This is a genomic window from Sphaerotilus mobilis (genome assembly GCF_004216565.1).
In the GTDB taxonomy this organism is placed as follows: domain Bacteria; phylum Pseudomonadota; class Gammaproteobacteria; order Burkholderiales; family Burkholderiaceae_C; genus Sphaerotilus; species Sphaerotilus mobilis.
On the sequence record NZ_SGWV01000008.1, the window covers coordinates 31,778 to 54,013 of the forward strand.

General features: G+C 70.3%; 17 protein-coding genes. 8 read left to right on the plus strand and 9 right to left on the minus strand.

The genetic code is table 11. The features are described from left to right. Positions 1 to 11: 11 nt before the first annotated feature. From nadA to EV685_RS05575, 3 genes are all read right to left on the minus strand, one after another. The gene (gene nadA, locus EV685_RS05565) at positions 12 to 1,133 is read right to left on the minus strand and encodes a quinolinate synthase NadA (RefSeq protein WP_130481030.1); all 1,122 of its coding nucleotides are present in this window, start codon (positions 1,131 to 1,133) and stop codon (positions 12 to 14) included. An 81-nt stretch (positions 1,134 to 1,214) separates the two neighbouring features. Further along, the gene (locus tag EV685_RS05570; RefSeq protein ID WP_130481031.1) at positions 1,215 to 2,390 is read right to left on the minus strand and encodes a hypothetical protein; all 1,176 of its coding nucleotides are present in this window, start codon (positions 2,388 to 2,390) and stop codon (positions 1,215 to 1,217) included. A 2-nt stretch (positions 2,391 to 2,392) separates the two neighbouring features. After that, positions 2,393 to 3,805, minus strand: coding sequence for a roadblock/LC7 domain-containing protein (locus EV685_RS05575; protein ID WP_130481032.1), 1,413 nt, complete (start codon positions 3,803 to 3,805; stop codon positions 2,393 to 2,395). Positions 3,806 to 4,048: 243 nt separating this feature from the next. Between EV685_RS05575 and EV685_RS05580 the strand changes: the two genes are divergently transcribed. The 4 genes from EV685_RS05580 (at position 4,049) to EV685_RS05595 (ending at position 8,907) form a co-directional block, all read left to right on the plus strand. Then, complete coding sequence (locus tag EV685_RS05580) at positions 4,049 to 5,380, plus strand: MFS transporter (RefSeq protein ID WP_130481033.1); 1,332 nt, start codon at positions 4,049 to 4,051, stop codon at positions 5,378 to 5,380. A gap of 39 nt (positions 5,381 to 5,419) precedes the next feature. Further along, the gene (gene dsbD / locus EV685_RS05585; RefSeq protein WP_130481034.1) at positions 5,420 to 7,360 is read left to right on the plus strand and encodes a protein-disulfide reductase DsbD; all 1,941 of its coding nucleotides are present in this window, start codon (positions 5,420 to 5,422) and stop codon (positions 7,358 to 7,360) included. 70 nt (positions 7,361 to 7,430) lie between these two features. After that, the gene (rraA, locus tag EV685_RS05590) at positions 7,431 to 7,949 is read left to right on the plus strand and encodes a ribonuclease E activity regulator RraA (protein WP_130481035.1); all 519 of its coding nucleotides are present in this window, start codon (positions 7,431 to 7,433) and stop codon (positions 7,947 to 7,949) included. Positions 7,950 to 8,040: 91 nt separating this feature from the next. After that, on the plus strand, positions 8,041 to 8,907 hold the full coding sequence (locus EV685_RS05595; protein WP_130481036.1) for an HDOD domain-containing protein: 867 nt from the start codon (positions 8,041 to 8,043) through the stop codon (positions 8,905 to 8,907). Between the two features lie 25 nt (positions 8,908 to 8,932). Here the strand turns inward: EV685_RS05595 and serB are convergent, their stop codons facing one another. The 3 genes from serB to mfd all read right to left on the minus strand — a co-directional run bounded on the left by serB (position 8,933) and on the right by mfd (position 14,512). Then, positions 8,933 to 9,652: a phosphoserine phosphatase SerB gene (gene serB, locus EV685_RS05600; RefSeq protein WP_130481037.1), complete on the minus strand. Its 720-nt coding sequence runs from the start codon at positions 9,650 to 9,652 to the stop codon at positions 8,933 to 8,935. 80 nt (positions 9,653 to 9,732) lie between these two features. After that, a complete protein-coding gene (locus EV685_RS05605) occupies positions 9,733 to 10,848 on the minus strand; it encodes a methyl-accepting chemotaxis protein (protein WP_130481038.1) in 1,116 nt (371 codons plus the stop codon). A 145-nt stretch (positions 10,849 to 10,993) separates the two neighbouring features. Continuing rightward, positions 10,994 to 14,512, minus strand: coding sequence for a transcription-repair coupling factor (gene mfd / locus EV685_RS05610; RefSeq protein ID WP_130481039.1), 3,519 nt, complete (start codon positions 14,510 to 14,512; stop codon positions 10,994 to 10,996). 40 nt (positions 14,513 to 14,552) lie between these two features. Here mfd and tam point away from each other — a divergent pair, with 40 nt between their 5' ends. Beyond that, positions 14,553 to 15,338 carry a trans-aconitate 2-methyltransferase gene (gene tam / locus EV685_RS05615; RefSeq protein WP_130481040.1) on the plus strand — a complete coding sequence of 262 codons (786 nt, stop codon included), beginning with the start codon at positions 14,553 to 14,555 and terminating at the stop codon, positions 15,336 to 15,338. Between the two features lie 60 nt (positions 15,339 to 15,398). On the opposite strand, the gene EV685_RS05620 is transcribed toward tam, so the two are convergent. After that, positions 15,399 to 15,929, minus strand: a complete 531-nt coding sequence (locus EV685_RS05620; protein WP_130481041.1) for a hypothetical protein — start codon at positions 15,927 to 15,929, stop codon at positions 15,399 to 15,401. A gap of 284 nt (positions 15,930 to 16,213) precedes the next feature. On the opposite strand from EV685_RS05620, the gene EV685_RS05625 reads away from it, so the two are divergent. Together EV685_RS05625 and EV685_RS05630 are read left to right on the plus strand one after the other, a co-directional pair. Next, on the plus strand, positions 16,214 to 17,125 hold the full coding sequence (locus EV685_RS05625; RefSeq protein WP_130481042.1) for a GGDEF domain-containing protein: 912 nt from the start codon (positions 16,214 to 16,216) through the stop codon (positions 17,123 to 17,125). A 105-nt stretch (positions 17,126 to 17,230) separates the two neighbouring features. Continuing rightward, positions 17,231 to 18,385 carry a Fic family protein gene (locus EV685_RS05630; protein ID WP_130481043.1) on the plus strand — a complete coding sequence of 385 codons (1,155 nt, stop codon included), beginning with the start codon at positions 17,231 to 17,233 and terminating at the stop codon, positions 18,383 to 18,385. Here the strand turns inward: EV685_RS05630 and EV685_RS05635 are convergent. Both EV685_RS05635 and EV685_RS05640 read right to left on the minus strand, forming a co-directional pair. Then, entirely contained in the window at positions 18,346 to 19,170 is an 825-nt protein-coding gene (locus tag EV685_RS05635) for a carbon-nitrogen hydrolase family protein (RefSeq protein WP_130481044.1), read from the minus strand. The two genes, EV685_RS05630 and EV685_RS05635, sit on opposite strands and share 40 nt — an antisense overlap. Before the next feature lie 10 nt (positions 19,171 to 19,180). Then, a complete protein-coding gene (locus tag EV685_RS05640) occupies positions 19,181 to 20,848 on the minus strand; it encodes a flavin monoamine oxidase family protein (RefSeq protein ID WP_130481045.1) in 1,668 nt (555 codons plus the stop codon). A 124-nt stretch (positions 20,849 to 20,972) separates the two neighbouring features. On the opposite strand from EV685_RS05640, the gene argP reads away from it, so the two are divergent. Beyond that, entirely contained in the window at positions 20,973 to 21,896 is a 924-nt protein-coding gene (argP, locus tag EV685_RS05645) for an HTH-type transcriptional regulator ArgP (RefSeq protein WP_130481046.1), read from the plus strand. Positions 21,897 to 22,236 lie beyond the last annotated feature (340 nt).

The window sequence follows — 22,236 nt, forward strand, 5'->3', positions numbered from 1 at the left end:
TGACAGCCTGCTCAGGCTGCGCCCATGCGGGTCGACATCGGCGCGGCGACGGCCGACGGTTGCGCGGCGACGAAGTCGAGCATGCGGCGGATGCAGCCTTCGGCCTGCGTGCGCACCGGCTCGTCGACCTGGATCTCGCCGTGGCCGTGTTCGAGGCAGTCGATCACACCCTGCAGGGCGTTCATCGCCATCCACGGGCAGTGTGCGCAGCTCTTGCACGTCGCGCCATTGCCGGCGGTCGGCGCCTCAATCAGCACCTTGCCCGGCGCGGCCTGGCGCATGCGGTGGAACATGCCGTTGTCGGTGGCGACGATGAACTCGCGCGCGTCCAGCTCGATCACCGCCTTGAGCAGCTGCGCGGTCGAGCCGACCACGTCGGCCTGTTCGACCACGTGCTGCGGCGACTCGGGGTGCACCAGGATCTTCGCGCCCGGGTGTTCGCGGCGCAGCAGCTCCAGCTCCAGGCCCTTGAACTCGTCGTGCACGATGCAGGCGCCGTTCCACATCAGCATGTCGGCGCCGGTCTCGCGCTGGATGTAGCCGCCCAGGTGGCGATCCGGCGCCCACAGGATCTTGCGGCCCTGGGCATGCAGGTGGCGCACGATGGGCAGGGCGCAGCTGCTGGTGACCATCCAGTCGGCGCGGGCCTTCACGGCCGCGCTGGTGTTGGCGTAGACCACCACGGTGCGGTCCGGGTGGGCATCGCAGAAAGCGTTGAAGGCGTCGCTCGGGCAACCCAGGTCGAGCGAGCAGGTGGCGTCCAGGTCGGGCATCAGCACCCGCTTGGCAGGCGACAGGATCTTGGCGCTCTCGCCCATGAAGCGCACGCCCGCGACGACCAGCGTCTGCGCCGCATGGTCGCGGCCGAAGCGGGCCATCTCCAGCGAGTCGGAGACGCAGCCGCCGGTCTCCACCGCCAGGTCCTGCAGGTCACCGTCGACGTAGTAGTGGGCGACCAGCACGGCGCCACGGGCCTTGATCAGCTCGGCGGCGCGGGCCTTCAGATCCCGCCGCTGCGCGGGCGTCAGCGGCGCGGGCACCTTGGCCCAGGCGTGGGCGGTGCAGGTGGCGCCGCTGGCGTCCTGCTGGTCATAGTCGTACTGGGCGGACTGCTGCGGGGTGGCGGTGGTCATGGCGGGGCGGCGCAGGGGCCGCAGGTGCAGGGCTGAAGAACGGGCGGGGATGCTAGCCCAGCCCCCGAGCCCCTTGGGCTCTCAGGCCAGGGCGTTGCGGGCGACGGTGGCCATCCAGCGCAGCTCGGCGGTGTCGGTCGTGGCCGGGTCGCTGAGGGCGAGCAAGGCCAGGTCGCGGCCATCCTCAGGCAGGCGCAGCAGCAGGTGCTGGCGCTGGGCATGGGTCCAGCTGAGGGTGTCGGGCGATGTCTCGGTGGCCGCGTTGCTCTGACGCCAGCCACGGGCGACACGCCCGGTCTCGGCCGCACCGGCGGCCAGCCAGTCCGCATCACCCTGCTGCGCCAGCAAGGCCGCGTCGGCCAGCCGCAACACGGCGCAAGCCCGCACACCGGGCACGGCGATCAGCTGTTCGCAGGCCGACTTGTGCAGCCGGTCGGGCGGACCCAGCGGCGGCAGGTCGACGCGGGGCTGTACCTTGCTCGACTCGGCATGCGGGGCCGTGCGCAGGGGTTTCGGTCGGGCCACGCGGGACTCCAGGTCGGGACCGGCAGGGGCGCCGGTCGGGGTGTTGGGGAAGGTCACGCCGATCGGCTCCAGCAAGACACGTCGCAGCAGGTCCAGGTTCCAGTGCTTGCGACCGGCCCGGGGCCAGTCGAAGGCCTGCACCCGCACGCCCGCCGGCCAGGTGTGGCGACGCAGCCGGGCCGCCCGGGTCGACGCCTCCACCGGCACGGCCACTTGCCAGACCGGGCCCTGCCAACCGGACGCCGGCAAGGCGTGTTCGAGCACGCGCAGCCAGTCGTGGTCGGCGCTGCCCCCGGCCATCACCACCAGCCGGTCGGCCTGGCGCATCAGCGACAGGGCCAGCTTGAGAGACGCCGTGTGGTGCGGCAGGGTGCGCAGCAGCAGCACGCCCAGCGCCTGGCCGTCGAGCGTCAGTTCGACGTGTTCGGCGTGCAGCAAAGGGGCCAACTGGCCTTCGCGGCGCATCGACAGCTCGGTGATCGCGCCGGTGCCGGCCTCGGCCAGATCCACCATGGCCAACGCCGGCCAGCTGCGTGAGGCGTCCCAGATCACCAGCCAGCTCAGAGCGGTGGCCGCCGTCTTGCCAAAGATCCGCGCCAGCGCCGGCGCGTCGGGCGCCTTTTCAGTGGTGCGCAGCTCGCGCTTGAGCAGGCGCACGCGCGGGAGCTCGCCGGTCGGGGGCGTCGATGGTGTCGTGGGTTGGGCCAGCAGGCCCGGACCGGGGCGGCTCACGCTCAGTTCAGCACCTGTTGCGCTTCCATGATGCGGAAGCGGGTCATGGCCAGGTTGCTGCGCAGCTTGTCGAGCACGGCGAGGATGAAGAAGTCCGGATGCGCCTGCAGCGTGCGCAGGATGTGGTAGCGGCTGCCGGCTGTCACCAGCACCTCGTCGACCGGATCGTTGACCCGCGCATGGCCAAGCTGGCGCAGCGTGCGGCGGTGGACCCGCAGCACCTCGCTGGCGGCGACGGCGGCGCGGTCGATGTCCGGGCCGCGACCTTCGCTGGCGACGACCTGACCGGAATTGATGTCGACCAGCGCCGCGAAGATCAGGCCATCCAACAGCATCAGCTCATGGAGCACGCTGGCCGCGCGCTGCGCATCGGGGGCGCGGCGTGTGGCTTCATGGCCGCCGGCGGCGTCGCCGGCGCCTGTGCTGGGATAGGCCGACGCGGCCGACGGATAGGCCGGCGAGGCCACCAGCACCGTCGTCGTGTTGTTGGTGTGCACGCTCTCGTTGTGCGGTGCCGGGCTCAGCGAAGGCGGATAGGTCGGCGCAAAGGCCGAGGCCAGGCCAAAGCCGCTCGGACCCGCTTCGGCACGCGCCATGGCCGCATGGCTGGACCCCGGTCCGCCCGGCGCCACGCGGGCCTGGGTGGCAGGACCCGCCGCTGCGCCGTGGCTGCCCTTGATCTGGTTCCAGTGCGCCAGCAGCTTGTTCCAGACCGCGCTGGCGCTGGTCAGCGGCTCGGCCAGCGTCTGCACCTGCATGCCGGCCGGCCAGCTCAAGGCCTCGATCTTGTTGGCGATCCAGGACGCACCGACCGGCAGCAAGAACAGCAGGTGCGGGCAATGCCAGGTGTCGCTGGCGATGGCGGTGCGCAGCTGCGTGAGCATCTCGTCGATCGCCGACGGCGGCAGCGGGCCGACGATCACAGCGGTCAGGTCCGAGCGTTCCATCAGCGCATAGGGGATGGCGCTGACATCGGCGCCCTGACCGCGCACATCGGCGTGGTAGACCTTGAGCGTGTCGCCAGCCCGGCGCGGCAGGGTCGTGCGCTCGATCATGGCCAGCGTGCCCAGCGTCGTCTGGTCGCGCAGGTGCAGGCGTTCGACCGGCTGGCCGCTGGCGTCGGCCAGGGCCTTGATGACCGCCGCCGCCCACATCTGGGCCGGGTCGTGCAGGCTGATGATGCGCTGGTCGGCGCCATGTTCCTCGCGGCTGCCCGCGAAGTGGGCCCGCATCGCCTGGGCCGGCGAGCCGGTGACGAAGAGGTCGCGCAGGTTGCGGTCGACGATCTGGCCGCGGTCATTGACCTCGCCCGCCACCGATTCGAGTATCGCGGTGGCCACAAAGTCGGGTGGCGACTCACGCCGCTCGGCCGGCTCGCGCAGCGGGGTCAAATCTCCAAACAGGCTTTTCAGCATGAATTCCTCGTCGTCGCGGCTGCGCTGCCGGTCGGTAAACCGGCGGGGTATCGTGTTCTGGATCGGTGCAAACGCATCATCGACGCGTCGGCCAGCCCCTACTTTAGTCGGATGGGTTACGGCCGCAAACGGCGGTGAGAAACAGTTGGCAACAGGTCGGGGCCTCGCCACAAGGGCGCACACGCGGCGCTGTGTCACGGGCCGGCGGGGCGTGCCAGGGACCATGCTCTTTATCATGCTGGGATGACTTCCATCGCTGCCGCCGACGCCCTTGGCAACCCCGCTGCCATCCTGCGCCGGGACGCCCGGACGATCGGCCTGGTCGGCCTGGTGCACGGCACCTCGCACTTCTTCCACCTGCTGCTGCCGCCGCTGTTTCCGCATTTCATGCGCGAATTCGGCTTGAGTTATTCCCAGCTCGGCCTGCTCGTCACGGTGTTTTTCGTGATATCCGGCGTGGGTCAGGCCTTGTCGGGTTTCCTGGTCGACCGCATCGGTGCCCGGCCGGCACTGATGGGCGCACTCGCCTGTTTTGTCGCCGCCGCGCTGCTGGCGGCCGGTGCCGAGGGTTATGGCGGGTTGCTGCTCGCCTCGGCCATGGCCGGACTGGGCAATGCGCCGTTCCACCCGGTCGATTTCACGATCCTGAATCGGCGGGTGTCGACGCCCCGTCTGGGACACGCCTATTCGGTCCACGGCATCAGCGGCAACCTGGGCTGGGCGCTGTCGCCGATCTTCTCGACCGAGTTGTTCGCGCTGACCGGCTCGCTGCGCTGGACCTACGCGGCGGTGGCCATGGTGGCGCTGCTGGTGCTGGCCATCGTCTGGTGGCGGCGCGATGACCTGGACGACCGCGCCGCCCTGCGCCGCTCGGTCGAGCCGGCGCAGGGCGCTGTCCCGGCGGGTGGCCAGGCGGGTGCCCAGGCGAGTGCCCATGCGAGTGCCCAGGCGGAAGGGGCCAGCGCGTCCACCTTCGGCTTTTTGCGCCTGCCCTCGGTCTGGCTGTGTTTCTCCTTCCTGTTTTTCACGACCAGCGCGCTGGCGGCGATCCAGAGCTTCGCCAGTCCTGCTCTGCAACTGCTGCATGGCGTGCCGCTGCGCTGGTCGGCCTGGGTCGTCAGCGCCTACATGGTCTGCGGCGCGCTGGGCATGGTCGCCGGTGGCTTCCTGCTGGCCCGCGCCGAACGCCTGGAGCCGTTGATCGCCCGGGCGCTGATGCTGGCCGGCAGCTTTCTGGTGCTGGCTGCGATGCCCTGGGTGCCGGGCTGGCTGGCGCTGGCGCTGGTGGCCGCAGCGGGCATCGGCACAGGGCTGGCCGGACCGTCGCGCGACATGCTGATCCGGCGCGCCGCGCCACCGGGCGCGTCCGGTCGTGTCTACGGCCTGGTGTATTCCGGCCTGGACCTGGGGTTTTCGGTCGCCGCGCCGATCTTCGGCTGGCTGCTCGACCGCGGTCAGCCGGCTGGCGTGCTGCTCGGTTCGGCACTGGCCCTGGTCGCGGCGGTGGTCGCCTCGGCGCTGGTCGGGCGACATACCGCACGCGGGGCCGCATCCCGCGCACCGGCATCAGCCTGAGTCAAAGCATTCGGATCTGAAGCGGGCGACAATTTCCGGATGTCATCCAAGTCCCTTTCCGTCTCGCTGCGTCGCCCGTCGGCGCACCGTTGGACGTCGCTGGTCCGCCTGGTCGGCGGGCTGTTCACGGCGTTTGTCCTCTTGTGCGCCGTCGCGCCGCTGCGCGCGGCTGAGTTCCTCGAACCCGACCAGGCCTTCAAGCTGTCGGCGCGCAGCCCGGACGGCGCCCAGATCGAGGTGCGCTACGAGATCGTCGACGACTACTACATGTACCGCGAGCGGCTGGCGGTCGTTGCCGCGCCCGACGGCGTGCAGCTGGGCGCGCCGGTCATCCCGCCGGGCAAGGTCAAGTTCGACGAGACCTTCCAGAAGGACGTCGAGACCTACCGCCGCGAGCTGGTCTACCGGGTGCCGGTCACCTCGGCACCGGCCGAGTTCAAGCTGACGGTGACCAGCCAGGGCTGCGCCGATGCGGGCCTGTGTTATCCGCCGCGCGAGCAGGTGCTGAAGGTCAAGACCGACGGCGGTGCGATCCGCTCGGTCGAGGTCCTGGGCGACGAGGCTGGTGCGGCCTGGACGCCTGTGGCCGCGACCGCGCAGGCGATCACCGCCGTGGCGGCCGTGCAGCCGGCGCCTGCCGCCGGCTCGGACGATGCGGTCTCGCGCGCGCTGCGCTCGGGCAGCCTGTGGAGCGTCGTCGCGGTGTTCGCGCTGGCGGGCCTGCTGCTGTCCTTCACGCCGTGTGTGCTGCCGATGGTGCCGATCCTCTCGTCCATCATCGTGGGGCAGGGTGCTGCCACCTCGCGCTCGCGGGGGCTGATGCTGTCGATCAGCTATGCGCTGGGCTTGGCACTGGTCTACACGCTGTTTGGCGTGCTGGCCGGGCTGGCGGGCGAGGGTCTGGCCGCGACGCTGCAGACGCCGGCGGTGCTGGGCGCCTTCGCCGCGCTGCTGGTGATCCTGTCGCTGTCGATGTTCGGTGCCTATGAGCTGCAGATGCCGGCGTCCTTGCAGACCCGCCTGACCGCCTGGTCCGGCAACCTGGGCGGCGGCGGCCATCACCTGGGTGTGTTCGTGATGGGCGGCATCTCCGCGCTGATCGTCGGCCCCTGCGTGGCCGCACCGCTGGCCGGCGCGCTGCTCTACATCTCGCAGACCCGCGACGTGCTGATCGGCGCGGTCGCGCTGTTCGCGCTGGCCTGCGGCATGAGCGTGCCGCTGCTGCTGGTGGGAGCGTCGGCCGGTTCGCTGTTGCCGCGCGCCGGTGCCTGGATGGACGGCGTCAAGCGCTTCTTCGGCATCACCATGCTGGCCGTGGCGATCTGGATGCTCACGCCTGTGATCCCGACCTGGGTCGCGATGGCCGCCTGGGGCCTGCTGCTGATCGTCTCGGCGGTGCTGCTGGGCCTGCTGGACCGGCTGTCGGACTCCGCCTCGATGCTCGCTCGCAGCGCCAAGGGCCTGGCCCTCGTGCTCGCGCTGGTCGGCGCGGCGCAGTGGATCGGCCTGCTGTCGGGTGGCCGTTCGGTCTTGCAGCCGCTGGGCCATCTGGCCGGCGGCGCGGGGCCGGCCTCGGCCGCGGGTGCCAGCGGCGTGACGGCCAAGGTGCCCCACGACGCCGGGCTGGCGGCCTACCGCCGGGTCAAGACCTCGGCAGAACTCGACCAGATCCTGAAGACCGCTGGCCAGCCGGTGATGCTGGACTTCTATGCCGACTGGTGCGTGTCCTGCAAGGAGTTCGAGCAGTTCACCTTCCCCGACCCGCAGGTGCAGGCCAAGCTGGCAGGTGCGCTGCTGCTGCAGGCCGATGTGACGGCCAATGACGCGGCCGACCGCGAACTGCTCAAGCGCTTTTCCCTGTTCGGCCCGCCCGGCATCCTGTTCTTCGACGCCCAGGGTCAGGAACGCAGCGCCGCCCGGGTGATCGGCTACCAGAACGTCCCGCAGTTCCTGCAGAGCCTGACCAGCGCCGGGCTGTAAGGCACGCGTCGCGCGGGGCTTCTAAGCTGGCGCGATCGACCTTGCCCGGCCGCTCCGGCCCTTGCCCGCCATGACCTCTGCCAGCCCGTCCATCCCCGCCATGCCGGCAACCTGCGACCTCTGCGACGTCCACAAGGCCGATCGCAGCGGCGACTTCCGCGTGCTGCCGCCGGTCTGGCGCAGCTTTGGTGGGCGGACCGCGTTTGCCGGGCTTGTGGTGACGGTGAAGTGCTTCGAGGACAACACCACCGTCAAGCAACTGCTCGAAGGCCCCGGCCTGGGGCGCGTGCTGGTGGTCGACGGGGGTGGCTCGCTGCGCCGGGCGCTGGTGGGCGGCAACATCGGCGCGGCGGCGGCCCGCAATGGCTGGGCCGGCGTGCTGGTCGACGGCTGTGTGCGCGATGTCGCCGAGCTGGCCGCCTGCGATGTCGGCATCCTGGCGCTGGCGCGCATGCCCCTGCCGACCGAGCGCCGCGTCGCCGGCGAGGTCGATGTGCCCGTGCAGGTGCAGGGCGTCACGGTGCGTCCGGGCGAGTGGTTGTGCGCCGATGTCGATGGCGTCGTCGTGATGCCCCGGGCGCCGGCCTGAAAGCAGCCGGCGCTCAAGTCCGGGGCTGATCGGCCGACAACAGGGAGACCGGCCAGCGGACGTTTCGGGGGCCGGTCCAACCTGGCCGCGCATGTCCCCCTTCGTCCTTGCCGATCCCCTGATAGACACGCAGCAACTCGCCACGCTGGTGCGCGACATCGGCATTCCGCCGCGTCCGCAGCTGCTCGAACGCCTGCACGACGAGCTGACGCATGACCAGCCGCGGCTGGACATGCTGGTGCAGCTGGCCTCCTTCGACGTGGCCATCGCCGCCGCGCTGCTCAAGGTGGCCAACGCGCGCGGACCGGGCACCCGCGCCGGAGCCGGCACCTTGCGGCGTGCCTTCGAGCAACTGGGCAGCAAGCGCTGCATTGCCATCCTGAGCGCGCTGGTGCTGCGCAAGGTCCTGCCGGTGCCGTCCAGCACCTTCGAACGGTTCTGGGACGTGGCCCACCGCCGCAGCCTCGCCATGGCCTGGCTGGCGCGCCAGCTCGGTGTGGTCGAGGCCGATCTGGCACACACCTTCGGGCTGTTCTGCGACGTCGGCATCCCGGTGCTGCTGCAGCGTTTCTTCAACCCGAGCTACCGCGTCACGCTGGCCGAGGCCAACCTGGGTCATCGGCCGTTCACCGACGTCGAACGCGCCCGCCACAGCACCGATCACGCGGCCGTGGGCGCCGCGCTGGCGCAGAGCTGGGGCGTCAGCGACGAGATCGTCGAGGCCGTTGCCTGGCACCACGACTACCGGGTCTTCACGCAGCCCGGGCGCAGCCGGGTCGCCCATCTGGTCGCCCTGGCCTTGGTGGCCGACCGCTACCTGCAGCGCCGCGAGGGGCGCAACCGGCACGGTGAGTGGCAGCGCGGCGGTCAACAGGCGCTGATCGCCCTGGGTGCGCGCGAGGCCGATTTCGACGTCTGGTGCGACGAGCTGGGCAGCCAGCTCGAACTGATGGTCTGAGCCGCCAGGGCGTCCGGGCGCCGTCTCAGGGCCGGACGACGTCCAGCAGCCGGTCCAGGCCGCCGTCCTCAATCGCCACCATGGCCTGCTCGCGCACGGCCGGCTTGGCATGGTGGGCAACCGACAGACCGACCACCGACATCATCGGCAGGTCGTTGGCACCGTCGCCCATCGCGATCGCCTGATGCGGCTCGATGCCCATCGCGGCGCAGGTGGCCAGCACCGTGCGGCGCTTTTCCTCGCCGTCGCAGATGTCGCCCCAGGCCTGGTCGACCAGCCGGCCGGTCAGCTGGCCGTCGACGATTTCGAGCAGGTTGCTGCGGGTCCAGTCCAGGCCCAGGCGCTGCTGCAGGCGATCGGTGAAATAGGTGAAGCCGCCGGAGACCAGCAGCGTCTTCAGCCCGGCAGCCTGGCAGGCCCGCACCAGCGCCTCGGCGCCAGGGTTGAGCTGCAGGCGTTGCTCGTAGACCTCGTCCAGCGCACGGGCCGGTACGCCCTTGAGCAGGGCGACACGCTGGCGCAGGCTGTCCTTGTAGTCGGCGATCTCACCGCGCATCGCAGCGGCGGTGATGGCGGCGACCTCCGGCTTGCGGCCGGCGGCATCGGCGATCTCGTCGATGCATTCGATGTTGATCAGCGTCGAGTCCATGTCGAACGCGATCAGCTTGAAGTCGGCCAGGCGCAGCGGTGGGGTGAAGCCGCGCACGGTGAGGCCGGGGGCGATCGGGAACGTCGGTTCGGGCATGGTCGGGGAGGGCAGGCAAGGCGGGAGACATGGCGCGGGGCGCGTGTCCCCGGCAAACCCGGGATTCTCCCCGATGCGGGTCAACCCTGGGTCTTGAACACACCCACAGCTTCGAGCAGCTGGCCGGACTGGCCCTTGAGGGACTGGGCGGCGGCCGACACCTCTTCGACCAGCGCGGCGTTCTGCTGCGTCACGCTGTCGATCTGCGAAATGGCCTGGTGGACCTGATCGATGGCGCGGCTCTGTTCGCTGCCGGCGTCGGCCATCGAGCTGATCAGGCCGCCGACACGCCCGACCCGGTCGAGCAGGTCCTGCATGTTGTCACCGGCTTGCTGCACCAGGCGCTGGCCGGCGTCGACCTTTTCGGTCGAATCGCCGATCAGCGTCTTGATCTCGCGGGCGGCGGTGGCGCTGCGCTGGGCCAGCGCGCGGACCTCGCCGGCAACGACCGCAAACCCGCGACCCTGTTCGCCCGCCCGGGCCGCTTCGACGGCGGCATTGAGCGCGAGGATGTTGGTCTGGAAGGCGATGCCGTCGATCACGCCGATGATCTCGTTGATCCGGTTGGCGCTCTGGTGGATGTCCTGCATGCGCTGCACCACCTGCCCGACCAGTTCGCCACCCTTGGTGGCGACATCGCGGGCGCCGTCCATCTCGCGGCGGGCGTCCTGGGCGCTCTGGGCATGGCTGCGCACGGTCGAGGCCAGCTCGTCCATCGTGCTGGCGGTCTGCTGCAGCGCGGCGGCCTGGTTCTCGGTGCGGGTCGACAGGTCGTTGTTGCCCAGCGCGATCTGCTCGGACGCCGAGGCCACGCTGTCGACCGACATGCGCACGCCGCCGACCGTCTCCGACAGGCGCTTGCGCATGTTGTTGAGTTCGGCACGCAGCCACGACAGCTCGTCGCGCCCGGGCGAGTCGATGCGGCTGACCAGGTCGCCCTTGGCGATGCGCATGACGGCCATCGCGGTGTCCTCGACCGGTGCCTTGATGCTGGCGCGGATGAACCAGCCGAGCGTCATGCCGATGCCGCCGAGCAGGACGGCAGCGACGACCAGGGCCAGCGCGGCATCGTCGGCGCCTCGTTCTCGCAAGGGCACGGCAGCGGCGAGCGCGAGGCCGACCAGCATCAGGGTCATCAGGGCAAAGCCGGCCAGGACACGGTTGGCCTGGCTGTAGCGGCGCAGCAGTTCGATCATCGAGATGTCTCCACGGAAGCGCCGGTTTCCGGGGGGGTACTGCTGGGCCGACGCTGACGCGCATGTTGCTTGCAGACGAGGCCGCACCATGCGCCGATGAAGGCCGGAAATGCCCGGCATCTGGGCTCCTGCGGTGCCGCGCCCGTCAGCGCACGGTGCGGGGCGCCGTCGGCGCGGGTCGTGCAGGCGATGCGGCCAGCGGCGTGCCGAGCAGCCGGAAGACCTCGCGCACCGCCTGTGCCCTGTCCTTCGGGTCGGGCCAGGCGCGTTCGATGCGCAGCTTGTCGTTGCCGGCCAGCTTGATGTGGCGGTTCTTCTGCACCAGCTCGATGATCTTCATCGGGTCGATCGGCGGGTTGGGGCGGAAGTGGATGGCGATCACGCCGGGGCCGGCCTCGATCTTCTGCACGCCCCAGACCTTGGCCTGGATGCGCAGCCGGTGCAGGTCGAACAGGGTCTGGGCCTGCGCCGGCAGCTTGCCGAAGCGGTCGACCAGCTCTTCGAGCATCGCGTCGATCTTGTCGGCGCGGTCGGTGCTGGCCAGGCGCTTGTACAGGCTCAGGCGCATCTGCACGTCCGGGCAATAGGCCTCGGGCAGCAGCGCGGGTGCGTGCAGGTTGACCTCGGTCGTGCCGCCGAAGAAGCCGGTCGGCGACAGCAGATCCGGCTCTTGCCCGTTCTTCAGTGCGCGCACCGCCTCGGCCAGCATCTCGTTGTAGAGCTGGAAGCCGACCTCCATCATGTTGCCGCTCTGGTTGTCGCCCAGCACCTCGCCGGCGCCGCGGATCTCCAGGTCGTGCATCGCCAGGTAGAAGCCCGAGCCCAGTTCTTCCATGCTCTGGATCGCGTCCAGCCGCTGCTGGGCCTGCTTGGTCAGGCCCTCGATGTCCGGGACCATCAGGTAGGCATAGGCCTGGTGGTGGCTGCGGCCCACCCGGCCGCGCAGCTGGTGCAGCTGCGCCAGGCCGAACTTGTCGGCCCGGCTGATGACGATGGTGTTGGCGCTGGGCACGTCGATGCCGGTCTCGATGATGGTCGAGCACAGCAGCAGGTTGTGGCGCTGGGCGACGAAGTCGCGCATCACCCGTTCCAGCTCGCGTTCGGGCATCTGGCCGTGGGCCACGCCGATGCGGGCTTCGGGCAGCAGTTCCTCCAGCTTCTGGCGCCGGTTCTCGATCGTGTCGACCTCGTTGTGCAGGAAGTAGACCTGCCCGCCGCGCTTCAATTCGCGCAGCACGGCCTCGCGGATCGTGCCGGTGGTCTCGTTGCGCACAAAGGTCTTGATGGCCAGGCGGCGCTGCGGCGCGGTGGCGATCACGCTCAGGTCACGCAACCCTTCGAGCGCCATGCCCAGTGTGCGCGGGATCGGCGTGGCGGTCAGCGTCAGCACGTCGACCTCGGCGCGCATGGCCTTCATCTGCTCCTTGTGGCGCACGCCGAAACGGTGCTCCTCGTCGATGATCAGCAGGCCCAGGTTCTTGAACTTCGTCTCCGGGCTCAGCAGCTTGTGCGTGCCGACCACGATGTCGATGGTGCCGGCGGCCAGGCCCTCCATCGCCGCCTTGACCTCCTTGGGCGAGCGGAAGCGGCTCATCTCGGCGACCTTGACCGGCCAGGGCGCAAAGCGGTCGGCAATCGTCTGGAAGTGCTGCTCGGCCAGCAGCGTGGTGGGTGCCAGCAAGGCCACCTGCTTGCCGCCGGTGACCGCCACGAAGGCGGCGCGCAAGGCCACCTCGGTCTTGCCAAAGCCGACGTCGCCGCAGACCAGCCGGTCCATCGGGCGCGGGCTGATCATGTCCTGGATGACGGCATGGATCGCGGCGGCCTGGTCTGGCGTCTCCTCGAAGCCGAAGCTGGTCGCGAAGGCCTCGTAGTCCTGCGGGCTGTAGCGGAAAGGATGGCCCTCGCGCGCGGCCCGGCGGGCGTAGAGGTTGAGCAGCTCGGCCGCCGCGTCGCGGACCTGTTCGGCGGCCTTGCGGCGGGCCTTCTCCCATTGGCCCGAGCCGAGCCGGTGCAGCGGCGCCTCGTCCGCGCTGACGCCCGTGTAGCGGCTGATCAGCTGCAGCTGCGCCACCGGCACATACAAGGTCGCCTGGTCGGCGTATTCGAGGAACAGGAACTCGTTGCTCGCGCCGTCGCCCGCCAGGTCGATGTTGACCAGCCCTCGGTAGCGGCCGATGCCGTGGTTGGCGTGCACCACCGGGTCGCCGACCTTCAGCTCGGAGAGGTCCTTGATCAGCGCGTCGACGTCGCTGGTGGCCTCCTGCTTGCGGCGCCGGCGCACCGTTGGTGTGGTGTCGAACAGCTCGGTCTCGGTGACCAACTGGATGCCGAAGTCGGCCGTCGCATCGGTCCAGAAAAAGCCCGAGGCCATCGCCGCCGTGGTGATCGCATAGGCGTGGTCGCTGGCGATGAAGGCGGCCAGCGTGTCGACCGGGGGCGGCTCCAACCGGTGGTCACGCAGCAGCTCCAGCAGGCTCTCGCGCCGGCCGGCGCTCTCGGCCACCACCAGCAGGCGCTGGCCGGTCTCGCGCAGCCGGGCCAGCTGGTCTTCGAGCCGGCGCAGCGGGTCGGGCGCGCCGCGCTGCACGCTCAGGTCGGGCAGCGGCCGGGCCCAGTCGACAGGGCCCAGGCCGCGCACCGCCAGTTGGGCGAAGTCGTTGCAGCGGGTGAAGAAACCTTCGCCGCGCAGGAACAGCTCCTCGGGCGGCAGCACCGGCCGTTCCGGGTCGTGCTGTAGGAAGCGGTGGCGCTCGCGGGTCTCGGTCCAGAAGCGCTCCAGGGCCTCGTCGACCTCGCCGTGCAGCACCAGCGAGGCCTGCTCGCCGAGGTAGTCGAAGAAGGTCGCCGGCTCGTCGAAGAACAGCGGCAGGTAGTACTCGATGCCCGAGGTGGTGATGCCCTGGGCCATGTCCTTGTAGATGCGGGCGCGGCTTGGGTCGCCGTCCATCTTCTCGCGCCAGCGCGAGCGGAAGGCGGTGCGCGCCGCGTCGTCCATCGGGAACTCACGGCCGGGCAACAGGCGCACCTCCGGCACGGGGTAGAGGCTGCGCTGGCTGTCCGGGTCGAAGACGCGGATCGAGTCGACCTCGTTGTCGAACAGGTCGACCCGGTAGGGCACCAGCGAGCCCATCGGGTAGAGGTCGATCAGCCCGCCGCGCACGGCGTATTCGCCGGGCGAGACGACCTGGCTGACATGCTGGTAGCCCGCCAGCGTCAGTTGCGAGCGCAGGCCCTGTTCGTCGAGCTTCTGCTTCTGCTTGAAGTGGAAGGTGTAGGCGGCCAGGAAGGACGGTGGCGCCAGCCGCGTCAGCGCGGTCGTCGCCGGCAGGATCACGACGTCCAGCGGATCGGCCGCCTTGCGCCGCTGCAGCACCCGCCAGAGGGTGGCCAGGCGCTCGGAGATCAGGTCCTGGTGGGGGCTGAAGCTGTCGTAGGGCAGGGTCTCCCAGTCGGGGAAGACGGCCACCACCAGCTCGGGTGCGAAGAAGGCCAGCTCGTCGGGCAGGCGCTGCGCGTCGGCGGGTTCGGCCACGACGATGGCGACCAGCTCGCCGGCCGCCTTGCGGGCCTGTGCATGACGCGCCAGCAGCAGCGCGTCGGACGAGCCGATGGTGCGCGGGAGCGTGTAGCGTTTTCCGGGGACGAGGGTGGGCAGCTGCATGGCGGCGGATTCTAGGGAGCGCCCGTCAGAATCCCGGCCCATGACGGACTGGAACGACACCCTCTACCTGCGCTTTGGCGACCAGCGCACACGCGCGGCCGTGGACCTGCTGGCGCGGGTCCGGCCTGACCCGGCGGTCGCCGTCGCCGAGGTGGTCGACCTCGGCTGCGGCCCCGGCAATTCGACCGCGCTGCTGGCCGCGCGCTGGCCCGGCGCCCGCATCACCGGCGTCGACAACTCAGCGGCGATGCTCAAGGCGGCTCGGCAGGCCTTGCCGGCGCTGGACTGGGTCGAGGCCGACGTGTCGACCTGGCGCGCGCCGGCCGGGCGACCGGTCGATGTGCTGTTCGCCAATGCGGTCTTCCAGTGGGTGCCGGACCACCGCCGCTTGCTGCCGCAGCTGCTGGCACAGGTCCGACCGGGCGGCGTGCTGGCCCTGCAGATGCCCGCCAACCGCGACGAGCCCAGCCACCGCTGGATGCGCGAGCTGCCCGGTCCCTGGGCCGGCCGGCTGGGCGTGGCGGCCCAAGCCATGAACCATGTGCTGGAGCCCGCCGACTATTACGACCTGCTGGCGCCGCTCGCCGCCGAGGTCGACATCTGGGAGACCCGTTACGAACAGGTCATGGCCGATGCGGATGCCATCGTCGATTGGGTACGTGCGACCGGCTTGCGGCCTTTCCTGGATGCGCTGGCCGATGACGGCGAGCGCGCGGCCTACCTGGCGGCCTACCGCGAACGCATCGACGCGGCCTACCCAGCGCGCGTCGACGGGCAACGGCTGTTCCGCTTCCCGCGGAGATTCGTGGTGGTGCGGCGGGCCTGAGCGTGTCGGCCCGCAGCCGCTCTAGCTGCTTACCCGCTGACCCGCCTACCCGCGTACCTACTACCAGGCCTGCCGGTTGAACATGCCCGAATAGACCTTGGCCGAACTCGCGCCATCACCCGCAACCCGCACGCCGGTGCGGCCGACCGGAGCGGCGCCGGTCAGGGCCTGCTCGACCGCCTCGCGGTCGCGGTAGGCCCAGCGCGTGGCCGTCAGCGTGGGCAGGGTCGCATCGGTCTGCAGCAGCAGATCGGCCAGCGGACCCAGACCGGCCGAGCGCGGCAGGCAGGCATCCACCGTCACGCCCTGGGCGCGCACGCGCATGACGTCCTCGACGGTGTCGACCAGCAAGACCAGGCGCCGATGCCCGAGGCAGGGCCGCAAGGTCGTGACCAGTGTGCTCATGCGGGACCAGCCGCACAGGCCCAGATCCAGCACGACATGGTCGATCTCGGGTTCCTGCCGCAGATAGGGCAGGGCACTGGCGAGTGTGTGGGTCCGGGCGATCTCGGCATCGGTCCGGCGGCGACGCAACTCATGCTGGAGAAGCACTTGCAGGTCGCTGGTGTGGCTGAGCAGCAGGGCTTTCATGGCAACTACTTGTTTGAGTGGCTGAACCGCAGGTTAAAGTGGATTCGGCAGAAGGGGATTCCCCCATAGTGATGAAGTTCCTGATCTTCAGCGTCCGAATGGCTTGTCAAACCTCAAGATTTCCCGTTCTCGACCCTCGCTGCACAGCGTTGGTGCATTGATTTGGGGGATTGACCGACATGTTCGTGTAGTCGGGCACGACTCAGGCCTGTGGGTCTCGGTGGGCGCGTGTGGCCTCAGTAACATCGAAGAACCTTGTTTTTCCAGGTGGTCTTTTTTTCGTCATGTCCAACTCGCGTACCGAACGGGTCTCCGTCTGCCACCTGGGCTTGGGTGGCGTCCTGCCTGGAGATCCGTCCGACGGATTGACCTGGGAAGCCATCGACAGCCTGGACGCCCTGAGCGCCCAGCTTCAGCTGCACACGCCGCCGGCCATCGTGCTGGGATGCCCGAACCGCCAGCAGGCGCAGGCCTTGCTGGCCTGGAGCGGCCTGTCGCAGGCCGCTGCGGCCTCGGCCGTGCTGGTGGCCTGGCCCGCGCCCGACCGTGACCTAGCTCGGCGCCTGATCCAGATGGGTGTGCAGGACGTGCTGTCGCTCGACGATGCACAAGGTCCGCGCCTGAAGCGTGCCGTCTACCAGGCCATCGACCGCAAGGCTCAGGACCTCGAAGTGCGCCGTGCCTGGTCGATCGACCTGGGCACCGGCCTGCCCAACCGGGCCTTGCTGGTCGAACTCCTGAACCAGCTCTGCGCGCTGCGCGAGCGCGAACCGGTGCCCATGGCGCTGCTGGTCTTCCGCCTCGATGGGCTGGACGCGGTCCAGGCCCGGCTGGGCCCGCAGGCCGCACAGCTGCTCAAGCGCAAGGCCGCCGTGCGCTTGCGTGCGGGACTGCGTTCGAGCGACGTCGTCGCCGTCGTCGGCAGCGACGCCTTCGCGGCGGTCCTGCCCAGCATGGAACGTCCGCAGGACGGCGAACGGGTCGCCGCCAAGCTGGCCCAGAGCATGAGCGAGCCCTACGTCGTCACCGGCCAGCAGGCCGTGCTGGGCATCGGCACCGGCGTCAGCCTCTACCCCGACCACGGCCGTCAGGCCGAGGAACTGCTGCGCCTGGCCTATGCCGGCGCGGTGCAGTCGCGCAACCCACGCCGCGGCGGTCTGGTCGGCGGCATGGACGACGCGGCCAACGACGACTGAGGCGTCTGCGGCGTCTGCGGAGCCTGCGGCGATTCCGCCCGCCATTCACCGCTAATCATGCGGTGATTGCCAGGACTCTCCGGTCTTCTCAGCCACAATCGCTGCATGCGGCGCGGCGAAAACGGCACCTTCATCTGGCAACGGCCCGACTGGCCGGCGTGGCGCCTTGACTACGCGCCCTTGATCGAACCTTTGCTGGCGGTCAGCAGCGCCCACGGCCGGCTTCAGGGCCGGCTTGACGGCGTCGGGCTGGACCTGCGCCAGCGGGTCAGCCTGGGTGCCCTGACCGACGACGTCATCCAGACCAGCGCCATCGAGGGCGAGGACCTGCCGCCCGAGTCGGTGCGTTCGTCGATCGCCCGTCGCCTGGGCGTGGACATCGGCGCGCTGGCCCCGGCCGACCGCCACGTCGACGGGGTCGTTGACATGGTGCTGGACGCCACGACGCACGCCGATCAGCCGCTCACGCTCGATCGCCTGCACGGCTGGCATGCGGCCTTGTTCCCCACTGGGCGCAGCGGCTTCGGGCGCACCCGGGTGGGCGACTTCCGGGATGACGCCAACGGCCCGATGCAGGTGGTGTCGGGCCCGCTGCACGCGCCACGGGTGCACTTCGAGGCGCCGAGCGCCGAGCGCCTGCCGGCTGAGATCGCCCGCCTGCTCGACTGGGTCGACGCGCCGGTGACGTCGAGCGCCCTGCACGACCTGCCCGCGCTGCTGCGTGCCGGCATCGCCCACCTGTGGTTCGTCACCTTGCACCCCTATGACGACGGCAACGGCCGCATCGCGCGGGCCATCGGCGATTTGCTGTTGTCGCGGGCCGACGGCATGGCCCAGCGGGTCTACAGCCTGTCGGCGCAGATCCAGCAGCAGCGCGCTGGCTACTACGCCATCCTGGAACGCACCCAGCGCGGCGACCTCGACGTGACCGCTTGGCTGCACTGGTTCCTGCAGGCCTTGCGCCAGGCGGTCGACGAGGCCGATCGCACGCTCGACGAGGTGCTGGCCCGCAGCCGCTTCTGGCAGGGCTGGTCACATGTGGCCTTCAACGAGCGCCAGTTGCGGGTGCTGGCCCGCCTGCTGGACGGCTTCGAAGGGGCCTTGAACAACCGCAAGTGGGCTGCGCTGGCCCGCTGCTCGCCCGACACCGCCTTGCGCGACCTGAATGACCTGCTGGCGCGTGGCGTCATCGCGCGCGACGGCGGCGGGCGCAGCGTCAGCTACCGGCTGGTGATGCCCGGCCGCAGCGACAGCGGCTGATAGAGATCGGGCCGGCGGTCGGCCAGCGGATCGTGCCGTCGCGCCTGTTCCAGGCTCGTGCGCGACAGCCCGACCGTGAACAGGTCTTCGCCTCGATGCGCCTGCCGCAGCACCGCGCCGCTGGCATCGGCCACGGTGGACAGGCCGCCGTAGGACAGCGGGCCTTCGACGCCGCAGGCGTTGGCATAGGCCAGCATGACGCGGTTCTCGCAGGCGCGCGCCGACACCAACCGGTGCGGGACCTCGTCAAAGCCCGTCATGTTGGCGGTCGGCACCAGCACCGCGTCGACGCCCTGCAGCGCCAGCAGGCGCACCGTCTCCGGGAACTCGACGTCGTAGCAGATCAGCAGCCCGAGCCGCCAGCCGCGCCAGTCGAACACCTGCGAGGCGACATCCCCGGCGCTGAACTGGGCGCGGTCCCGTTCACCAAACAGATGGGTCTTGCGGTAGTGGCCCAGCCGCGCGCCGTCCGGGCCGAAGGCGAGCGCGGTGTTGTAAGGCTTTTGCCCGTCCGGATGGGTCTCGGCCATGCCGACGACCAGCGCCAGGCCATGTCGCCGCGCCACGGCGGCTGCCGCCTGCGCCAAGGGCCCGTCGACCGCTTCGGCGACGCGGCGCACCGCGTCCGCGCCGATGGCATAGCCGGTCAGGCTCATCTCCGGGCACAGCAGCAGGTCCGCACCCGCCGCACGGGCCTGGGCGGCGGTGGCGTCCAGACCTTGCAGGGCTGCGGCGGGTGTCGCGGCATAGGCCGTCTGCCAGATGGCGAGGTTCAGATCGTTCATGGCCGCTTCCTCAATCGGGCAGGGCGACCGGGCCCAGCGTTGGGTAGAGATCGCCCGGCCCCGGGTTGTCGGCCGGGCAATGCCCGCCCAGCTGATGCACGATGCCCCAGACCGCGTTGAGCGAGGTCTGCACCGCGCCTTCGACCCAGGCCGGCGTGAAGGACACGTCGTCGCCCGCGATGAAGATGCCGCGTTCGGCCGCCGGCAGGCCGTCCTGCATGAAGTGCCCGTGCATGCGGTGGTTGTAGCGGTAGTGGCCCGGCAGCGCGCCCTTGAAGGCGCCCAGGAAGTAGGGGTCGGCCTCCCAGGACACGGTGATCGGGTCGCCGACGATGTGGCTGGCGATGTCCACATCCGGGTAGATCTTGGCGAGCGCCGCCAGCGCCAGCTGCACGCGCTTTTCCGGCCCGTGCGGCAGCATCTTCAGCGCGTCGCTCATCCAGGCGTAGGACAGGCAGATCACGGCCGGCCGGTCGGGGCCGTGGTCGAACAGGTAGGTGCCGCGCGTCAGGCGGTCGGTCAGCGTCATGCTCATCACGTCGCGGCCGGTGCGCGGGTCGCGGTCCTTCCAGAACGGCCGGTCGACCATCACAAAGGTCTTGCTCGACTGCATGTAGCGGGTGCGGTCCAGCGCCATCCACAGGGCCTGCGAGAACAGGTTTTCCTCGACCTCGATCTGGGTCGTCAGCAGCCAGCTCTGGCAGGTGACCAGCACGGCGGCATGCTCGCGCCGGGTGCCCCAGGTGTCGGTCACGGCCAGACGGCCATCGGCCGCACGCGCGATCGCCGTCACGCCCGGCCGGCTCGCGCCGCCATGCAGGCTGGCCAGCGAGGTGCCGCGCGGCCAGTGCGCGATGTCCTCCGGCGCGTGCTGCCACAGGCCCATCGGCACCTGCTGCACGCCGCCCTCGATCAGGTGCTGGTTCTCGTCGCAGCCGGTCAGCACGACCCGCAGGATCTCCAGCATCGTGTTCGGGAAGTCCGAGTCCCAGCCGCCGGTGCCAAAGCCGACCTGGCCGAAGACCTCGCGGTGCCGGAAGGACAGCCGCGAGAACGCGCGCGACTGCGCCACGAAGTCGTAGAAGGTGCGGTCGTCCCACAACGGCACGAGCCGGTTCCACAGCGCCTTGAGCTGCGCCACGTCGCGCTGGCGCAGAGCGGTCTGCAGCTCGCCGAAGCCGAGTTCGGACAAGGCCTCGTCCCAGGCGTGCGCCACCTCCTGGAACAGCGGCGGCAGATCGTCCAGGCCACGGGCGTAGTGGCTCTGCCCGGCCAGGTCGATGACGGTGCTCCCGGCGGCCGGCGTCAGCGGGTTGGGGAAGGGCCGGCGCTGCAGGCCGAGCTGGTCGACGTAGTGGAAGAAGGCCGTGCTGGACGCCGGGAAGCGCATGCCCCCCAGCTCGGCGACGACCCCGCCGCCGCCTTCAAAGGCTTGCGAGCGCAGCCGGCCGCCCATGCGCGAGGCCTCGTAGACGACCGGCTTGAGCCCGAGCTTCATCAGCTCATGCGCGGCCACCAGCCCGGCGATGCCGGCACCGACGATGCCGACCTCCGTGCCATAGGCCGCTGGCGGCAAGGACGCCAGCCCGGCCGGGTGACGCAGCCAGTCGTCGTAGGCAAACGGGAAGTCGGGACCGAAGACGGTCAGCGGCGCATCGGCAGGGCGGATCGGGGGCATGGCGGCAGGGCTCCGGGCAACGGTGGCAACAGCGGTCGCTGTGAGCGCGAGTGTGGCCAGGGCAGGGCCTTGTTTGAAGGAAGTTCAATCAAAATGCATTCACTCAATATTTCCTTGAACAACCATGCTCGACGCCCGCCAGCTGCAAGCCTTTGTCGCGGTCCTGGAACACGGCGGCTTCGGCCCGGCCGCGCAGGCGCTTGACCTGACGCTGGCCGCCGTCTCGCTGCGCATCAAGTCGCTGGAATCCGGCCTCGGCCAGCGCCTGGTCGTGCGTGGCAAGACGGTCAGGGCGACAGCGGCCGGGCAGGCACTGCTGGCCCACGTCAAGCAGGTCCGGCTGATGGAAGCCGACCTGCTGGCCGGCCTGCCCGGTGGACGGGCACGCGGCGCAGCCGCCTGGCAGAGCCTGGGCGTGGCGATCAACGCCGACTCCGTCGCCAGTTGGTTCCTGCCCGGCGTGGCACCGCTGCTGCAGCGTCACCGGCTGCTGATGGAGATCGTCATCGACGACCAGGACCACACCCACGATGCCCTCAAGAGCGGCGACGTGGTCGGCTGCGTGACAACGCTGGCCCGCGCCATCCGCGGCTGCGTGGCCGAGCCCCTGGGCGCCTTGCGCTACCGCTGCGTCGCCTCGCCCGAGGTGGCCGCGCGCTGCCGCACGCCAACCGGCCGCCTGTCACCCCACCGCCTGCTGGCCGAGCCGGCCGTCATCTTCAACCGCAAGGACGCCCTGCAGGACACCTTCCTGGCCCAGCACCTGGGCCTGCGCCAGCCGCACTACCCACGCCACCACGCCCCAGCGGTCGACGCCTTCGAACGCGCCATCGAACTCGGCCTGGGCTGGGGCATGGTCCCCGAACAGCACCTGACCGACCGCCCCAGCCTGGTCGAGGTCCTGCCCGATGCAACGGTCGACGTCCACCTCTACTGGCACCACTGGGCCCGCGAATCCGACCCCGCCCGCCGGCTGACCGAGTCGGTCAAGGCGGCGGCGCGGGGGAGCTTGCATCAGGAGGGGGAAGGGGCGTCAGCGGCGGTCTGATGGCACAAGGCTGCTCGAAGCAATCTTGGCAACCAACCTCATCGTGTGACGGTGCCACGGCATGTGCGGCGTGATCGACATGCCTTGGCGAATCGGGGTGGAAGGCATTCCGGTTGGGCTGGACAGCGAAGCCGCTTTAGGGCTGTAAGTGCGCGGCGGATTAAAGGCGGAAGGGCGACGCCTTGGCCGCTCGGTGGGGTTGGGGCTTGGGGCTTGGGTTGGGTGTCTGTAGATGTGACGGGAAGGTCTTCTCTGCAGCGTGAGGAGTCGGGGGCGGTCAGCGGGTGGACTCACGGCAATCGCCATCAAGCGGTCACTTGGTCTCACGGCCGGCACCGCT